At 43.7% G+C, this 6,485-nt stretch carries 8 protein-coding genes; 4 read left to right on the plus strand and 4 right to left on the minus strand.

Going from position 1 to position 6,485, the window contains the following annotated elements; all coding sequences use genetic code 11:
- Window positions 1–264: 264 nt before the first annotated feature.
- The 4 genes from C200_RS00645 to rsgA form a co-directional block, all read right to left on the minus strand.
- Complete coding sequence (locus C200_RS00645; protein ID WP_016211414.1) at window positions 265–1,083, minus strand: sulfite exporter TauE/SafE family protein; 819 nt, start codon at window positions 1,081–1,083, stop codon at window positions 265–267.
- Window positions 1,084–1,190: 107 nt separating this feature from the next.
- A complete protein-coding gene (locus C200_RS00650; RefSeq protein WP_016211418.1) occupies window positions 1,191–1,652 on the minus strand; it encodes a YaiI/YqxD family protein in 462 nt (153 codons plus the stop codon).
- A 16-nt stretch (window positions 1,653–1,668) separates the two neighbouring features.
- Window positions 1,669–2,592, minus strand: coding sequence for an archaetidylserine decarboxylase (asd, locus tag C200_RS00655; RefSeq protein ID WP_016211415.1), 924 nt, complete (start codon window positions 2,590–2,592; stop codon window positions 1,669–1,671).
- 23 nt (window positions 2,593–2,615) lie between these two features.
- Window positions 2,616–3,665 carry a small ribosomal subunit biogenesis GTPase RsgA gene (gene rsgA / locus C200_RS00660; RefSeq protein WP_016211417.1) on the minus strand — a complete coding sequence of 350 codons (1,050 nt, stop codon included), beginning with the start codon at window positions 3,663–3,665 and terminating at the stop codon, window positions 2,616–2,618.
- 136 nt (window positions 3,666–3,801) lie between these two features.
- Here rsgA and orn point away from each other — a divergent pair, with 136 nt between their 5' ends.
- The 4 genes from orn to C200_RS14685 form a co-directional block, all read left to right on the plus strand.
- Window positions 3,802–4,395, plus strand: coding sequence for an oligoribonuclease (orn, locus tag C200_RS00665; protein WP_051307357.1), 594 nt, complete (start codon window positions 3,802–3,804; stop codon window positions 4,393–4,395).
- Between the two features lie 22 nt (window positions 4,396–4,417).
- On the plus strand, window positions 4,418–4,888 hold the full coding sequence (gene tsaE / locus C200_RS00670; RefSeq protein WP_016211422.1) for a tRNA (adenosine(37)-N6)-threonylcarbamoyltransferase complex ATPase subunit type 1 TsaE: 471 nt from the start codon (window positions 4,418–4,420) through the stop codon (window positions 4,886–4,888).
- Window positions 4,797–6,248: an N-acetylmuramoyl-L-alanine amidase gene (locus tag C200_RS00675; RefSeq protein WP_230584195.1), complete on the plus strand. Its 1,452-nt coding sequence runs from the start codon at window positions 4,797–4,799 to the stop codon at window positions 6,246–6,248. Before tsaE ends, C200_RS00675 begins: the two co-directional genes overlap by 92 nt.
- Window positions 6,249–6,347: 99 nt before the next feature.
- Window positions 6,348–6,485 (plus strand): helix-turn-helix domain-containing protein (locus tag C200_RS14685; protein WP_155276066.1); only part of this gene is annotated, 138 nt, incomplete at its 3' end.

Consider the following 6,485-nt stretch of genomic DNA (forward strand, 5'->3'; position numbering starts at 1 on the left):
GACAGCGCTTAGTCAAGTAATGAAGTCAATGTCAGAAACTATTCGTTGAGCGCTATAATTGTAAGATAAAAAAAATATTTTTTTTTGAATTATAATCATAGAAGAATTTAATTAGGTATTGGCCTATGGTATTTACTATTTGAGAGTACTTGATTTTCTTTAATAAAAGTTTATTTTTTACAGTCAAAGGGGCGGTGGCGAGTAAAAAAATATTGGTTAATAAGTGACCTCTTTGCGAGGCCTTAATAAAATAATAAATATAAGCTATGGCAGCATAAAGAGCTTATAGATAGTAATGATTAAAATGATCACCAGTAAGATTAAAAAGTAACTTGCTAAGGTTTCATCTTTAAGCTGACGTCCAAGTCGTGTGCCTAGCGGGACGGTCATTGTTGCGCCGATGAGAATGCCGATGACTGCCGGCCAGTAGATATAACCGGTAGCGTAGTCAGAGTATGGGTTTAGATGCCAGCCGCTACTGATATATAGCAATGTTGCAGAAAAGGCAGTCACTATGCTGAGGCTGGTAGCCAGTGCGGCACATTTGACCATATCAAGCTTGGCACTTCTTAAAAATGGAATAATCGTTGCTGCAGCGCCTATACCCAATAAAGAGGAAGCGGCGCCGACAAAGGTGGCATAAGAAAAGCTATAGAGTTTACTCGGAAGTTGAAAGGTCCCTGTGGTTTTTTTACTATTTTTACGAATGAGTTTAAGTGTCGAGCGCGTCACGGTATAAATAAGAAAAATCGCAAATACGGTGAGTAAGGCTTTACTGCTGAGGTAGTTAGCAATGCTGCCACCGATGAGGATGCCGATAATGGCAAAGGGTGAAAGTAAAAACAGCACATTCCAAAGGACATTGCCGTTGCGAGCGTGGCTATAGGTGGCTTGGGCTGAGTTAAATAAAACAACAACAAGCGAGGTGGCAACGGCAACATGGACGACGTATTCAGCAGGAACGTGATAGTAAGGCAGAGTGATAGTCAGTAAAGGCACCATGATCAAACCACCACCGATGCCGAGTAAACCGGATAAGGTGCCAACTATTGCGCCGGCAATTAAATATAAAATAAAAATCATCTTTAGCTTCAATCCTAAGTCTAAGTCATTCAAATTGTGAGCCAATGTAACATAATTAGGCGAATACACTGGGTTACTCTTTAATCGATAACGGATAATCGATTTTTTTATAGGTTTTTAGTTTTTTTTGCTTTTGCTAAAAAACGGTCCAAGGCATTAGAAAAACTTTGGCGATCTTTGTGATTAAATGCTGCAGGTCCTCCTGAGGTTAGCCCTGAGCTGCGCAGCTCATCCATCGCATCGCGTAAAGTTAAGCGTTCTTTGATATTGTTTTGATCATACAATTCACCGCGAGGGTTTAAAGCATGCGCACCTTTTTCAACGATTTCAGCAGCCAGTGGAATATCTGCAGTGATAATTAAATCTTCAGGGCGTGTTTGAGAGACGATGTAGTTGTCTGCAACATCAAAGCCTTTAGTCACTTGAATGGATTTGATATAAGCCGATGGAGGAGTCGCAAGCGCTTGGTTGGCGACCAAAATAACCTCGATTTCTAATCGATTGGCTACACGAAATAAAATCTCTTTAATGACCTTTGGGCAGGCATCGGCATCGACCCATATTTTCATTGATGGTTACCTTCGCTCATTCTACTTCTACATTAGCCTCAGAGGCTGCAGGTTCTTTAGCTGCAGAGAGTACCAGGTTTTCGTGATATTCGCCGATCGGCATGCCCATGCGCACGCTGTGTCCGCTTGTCAGCTGCTGTTGCCACTGAGCGACGCCTTTACCCATCATTAAAATAACGGTTGAGCCGAGTTTAAAGCGGCCCATCTCTTCACCTTTATCTAAATAAATATGGCTATTTTTATTATGACGGTAGTGCCAGGTGCGGACTTCGCGCGGCGTGCCAGGAGCAATAGTGCCGGCCCACACGGTTTCGATACTGGCGACGATAATTGCACCGACTAAGACCATGGCCATGGGGCCTTGTTCGGTCTCGAAAAAACAAACAACGCGCTCATTACGTGCAAATAAACCATCAATATGGCTAGCCGTATAGGGATTCACCGAAAATAACTCGCCTGGAATATAACGCATATGGGTTAAGCGGCCGGCACAAGGCATGTGCACACGATGGTAATCACGAGGGGCAAGATAAAGGGTGGTAAATAGGCCATCTGTAAATGCACGGGCATCCTCGACACTGCCTAATAGTGAGGCTGCAGAGAACTGAAAGCCTTTGGCTTGAATGAGTTGTTCTTGATGAATGTTGCCGATTTGGCTAATCGTGCCATCGACGGGAGAGGTGACGATGTGTTTGTCTTGAGTGATTGGGCGCAGCTCTGGTTTAATTGCGCGGGTGAAAAACTGATTAAAGGTGCGGTAATGATCTGGGTTTTCTTCTATGGCCTCGCTCATATCAACACCATAGCGTTTAACAAAGTCACGTAGGCCATAGTGCGTCACCAGTGGAATGCGTCGTTCTGCAAGAAAACCGAGAAAGCGTGAATATAAATGTTGAGGAACAATATAACGCTGTAAAAAAAGTTGAATGCGATTTTTCATAGGCGTTTGATTATCCTCAATCCTCAATGTGACGGTTTTTGCGCAGAATTGGCTAAGTGGCTAGATTCTACGATGGTTTTCATAATACGATGGTAATTAGCCAGCCGCAGCGGCAGAATCTTCCCTTGTTTTACTGCTGCTGTCAAGGCACAGCCTTTTTCATTGTCGTGAGTACAGTTGCGAAATTGACAGTGACCGATAAACGGCTGAAAGTCAATAAAGCCATCAATGAGGCGCTCAGGCTCAATATGCCAGAGGCCAAATTCACGAATCCCTGGCGAGTCAATAATATGGCCTCCTGTCGGGCAATGATACAGCGTTGCTGCGGTTGTGGTATGGCGGCCTTTGTGATTGGCCTCTGAGATGTTGGCAACTCGCGCTGAGTTGGATTCGAGCAGCATATTAACTAAGGACGATTTACCGACCCCGGACTGGCCAACGAAGACACTATTGGCATCTTTGAGTGCATAACATAGTGCATCTAGGCCGTATTGACTGTGTGTACTGGCTTCTATTAAGAGGTAGCCCATGTTCTGGTAATGGCTGAAGCGTGTTAGGTAATCAGCCCGAGCATGAGGGGTTAATAAGTCAATTTTATTGAAGACTAAAGAGGGGCGAATCCCTTGTAATTCTGCAGCGACGAGATAGCGATCGATTAAGATCTCTTGCGCTTCGGGCTCTGTGGCAAAGACGATAAAAATATGATCGATATTGGCTGCAATGGCCTTAATTTTACCGTATTTATCTGGGCGTACAAGTTCTGAGTGGCGTCGGCGATTGGCGACAATCACACCATCAGAGCCGTTGGCTTGACGGAAAATAACACGGTCACCAGCAACAACAGAACCGATATTTTGACGCAGAAAGCAGCGAGTAATCGCTCCGTTGGCCATCTGAATATCGGCACTTTGGCCATATTGGGTGATAACCGTGCCATTTTCTTCAGCGTTCAGGGCGCTAGAGTGTAGTAGCTCGTCAATGTATTGCTCTTGCTTTTGTGCGCGCTGAATACGTTGTTGCTGTATTTTTTCAATACGCCACGATTGGTGGCGAGATAAACGTCGTTTGGCCATAAGCCCCTATCACTTGATGATTGATTAAATTACGCTAGCATAGTGTACACCGACAGCGGCATAAATGTATGCTTCATTGTTGATTAGTGATCGATAAAATTAACTTAGCTAAAAAATTGAAGATATGGATGAGGTGATGACAGATAAGCAACAGAGTCAAAATAACCAGGCAGGGCGGATGATTTGGATTGATCTTGAGATGACCGGCCTTGATATTAAGCAGGATAAAATCATTGAGATTGCAACCATTATTACTGATGCTGAGTTGAATATTCTAGCAGAAGGTCCGGTATTTGCGATTTATCAGCCTGAAATAGTGCTTGAAACGATGAATGCCTGGTGTGTTAAGCAACATGGCCAATCGGGTCTAACCGAGCGGGTGCGCAACAGTAAGACAGTAACAGCAGAGGCTGAGCGTTTGACTTTGGAGTTTTTAAACCCGTATGTGAGCGCAGGTGTTTCAGCTATGTGTGGTAATAGCGTGCATCAAGATCGTGCCTTTTTAAGGGAGTATATGCCTGAATTAGAAGATTTTTTTCATTATCGGAATATTGATGTCAGTACGTTTAAAGAGTTGGCTGGACGCTGGAGTCCTGAAATTTTAGCCGGGCTGACGAAGGAAAGTAAGCATTTAGCATTGGACGATATTAAAGACTCGATTGCAGAGCTCAAGTACTATCGCCAGCAGATCTGGCATCCACAGCGTAAAGCAGATAACACAATCACTTAATAATGTAGCGTAGAGACAGAGTATGACTGATTACCAATGTTTTATTGCTGATGGCCTGCAGATGCAAGCCTTTGGTGCAAAGCTTGCATTATGCTGTAAGCAGCTAAGTCTCCTTGAGTTACAGGGAGACTTAGGCGCTGGGAAGACAACACTGACACGGGGTTTTTTACGTAGCCTGGGTGTGACAGGGGCTGTCAAAAGTCCGACATATACCTTAGTCGAGCTGTATGAATGCGCTGATATGCATATTGCCCATTTTGATTTATACCGCTTGGCTGACCCTGAAGAGTTGTTGTTTATAGGCATAGAAGACTATCTGGCTGATCGCTTGTGTATCGTTGAATGGCCAGAGAAAGGGCAAGGGGTGTTGCCGGTTGCTGACCTTGAGTGTGTGATCAGTTATGACAATGAAGGACGTCATCTTTATTTTAAAGCAGGGAGCCAGGCAGGCCAGCAGGCATTGTTGCAACTCCAGTCGGTTATGCTTAGGTAATTTATCGTTTAGCATTATCAGCATAACTAATTGGCGAAAACGAAGAGCTCGTCGTGAAGGGCGAGTATCGCTAATAAGTATTTGTTGTTTGCTAAGTTGCTTATTGCTGTTGGCTGAAACAACGCTATTTGCGGCTAAGCCAGTTAATAGAGTTGAGTTAAATGATGTGCGTTTATGGAGTCAAAAGCAGCGGAGCTATATTGGTTTTAAACTTTCACAGCAGCCACTGTATCAAGTCTTTCATTTGCATCAGCCTGAAAAGCTGGTGATTGACTTTCACAATACTCAAGCCAATACATCATTTTCTCGCTTAAAGCATAGCCCTTACGTAGAACAGGTACGTTATACAGTACAGAAAAATAAGACGCTGCGGGTTGTGTTTGATTTGAATCAGCCGGTTCAGGTAGCGACACATTGGCAGCAACACCGTGGTCGTTTGCAGTTAACGCTGTCGGCCAAGGCGATCCAGCCGTCGATTGATCAGCCGCTGTTATGGCGTTTGGCACGTGTTGTTATTGATCCTGGGCATGGCGGTCATGACCCGGGAGCGGTGGGCAAAAATAAAATTTATGAAAAACACATTACGCTAAGTGTTGCTAAGCAGTTGATGAGGTATTTAAATCGTCTACCGGGAGTAGAGGCTTCTTTAACGCGTAATGCAGATCAGTTTTTAGGTTTACGTCAGCGTCTAGCAAAATCTCGACAGATGCAAGCGGACTTATTTATTTCTTTGCATGCGGATCATTTTAAAAATAGTCGGGCAAAAGGTGGTTCTGTTTTTATTTTATCAAAAGAAGGAGCAAGTTCAGAAGCCGCAAAACTACTCGCTGAACGTGAAAATGCGGCTCTGATTGGTAGCCTGCCCTTAAAGAAAACTAAGAAACAGGTCGCTGAAGTTCTATTAGATTTATCACAAAATGCAACGCTCAAACAAAGCCGTCAGTTGGCACATGTAGTGTTAAAGAAGTTAAAAAAGTTTATCCCCTTGCATTATAAAACAATTCAGCGGGCTGATTTTGCGGTATTAAAGGCGCCTGATGTACCTTCGTTATTAGTTGAGCTTGGTTTTATCTCCCATCCTGATGAGGCAAAACAGCTGATGCAGATAAATTATCAAAAACGCTTGGTGAGAGCCTTAGCAACTGGGGTGATTGGTTATTTAGAGCAATATCCACCACAGCAAACGTGGTTTGCACATCGTCACCGTTATCATCAGGTAAGTTCCGGTGAGTCTTTGTCGAAGATTGCTTTAAAATTTAACTCTAGCTTGTCAGCATTGCGTAAAGCCAATCACTTAAGCGGTGATCATATTCGTATTGGCCAAAAGCTGCTCGTGCCGATAGAAAAGTCTATTGGTTAATGTTTTCCGCCCTCCGTCATCTGAAGTGCAACACTCAGTAGAGAGTTCATATTCATACAGATAAACTCTCTAGTTCGCCTTTTGACTTAGAGGGTAGAGATGGTTTATCGGCACTTAAATGAAAAAGATCGTTTTTATATCGAACAACGGTTATCAGAGGGAGACTCGCTCAGATCAATTGCTAGAGCACTTGGCTTTTCTCCTAGCACGATTAGCCGTGAGATTAAACGGCACACC

Source organism: Piscirickettsia salmonis LF-89 = ATCC VR-1361, assembly GCF_000297215.2.
Classification (GTDB): domain Bacteria; phylum Pseudomonadota; class Gammaproteobacteria; order Piscirickettsiales; family Piscirickettsiaceae; genus Piscirickettsia; species Piscirickettsia salmonis.

Excerpts from the sequence above, each read along its gene's own strand:
- asd (WP_016211415.1), bottom strand. The coding sequence starts at position 2,592 with ATGAAAAATCGCATTCAACTTTTTTTACAGCGTTATATTGTTCCTCAA.
- orn (WP_051307357.1), top strand. The coding sequence starts at position 3,802 with ATGACAGATAAGCAACAGAGTCAAAATAACCAGGCAGGGCGGATGATT.
- C200_RS00645 (WP_016211414.1), bottom strand. The coding sequence starts at position 1,083 with ATGATTTTTATTTTATATTTAATTGCCGGCGCAATAGTTGGCACCTTA.
- C200_RS00650 (WP_016211418.1), bottom strand. The coding sequence starts at position 1,652 with ATGAAAATATGGGTCGATGCCGATGCCTGCCCAAAGGTCATTAAAGAG.
- tsaE (WP_016211422.1), top strand. The coding sequence starts at position 4,418 with ATGACTGATTACCAATGTTTTATTGCTGATGGCCTGCAGATGCAAGCC.
- C200_RS00675 (WP_230584195.1), top strand. The coding sequence starts at position 4,797 with ATGACAATGAAGGACGTCATCTTTATTTTAAAGCAGGGAGCCAGGCAG.
- rsgA (WP_016211417.1), bottom strand. The coding sequence starts at position 3,665 with ATGGCCAAACGACGTTTATCTCGCCACCAATCGTGGCGTATTGAAAAA.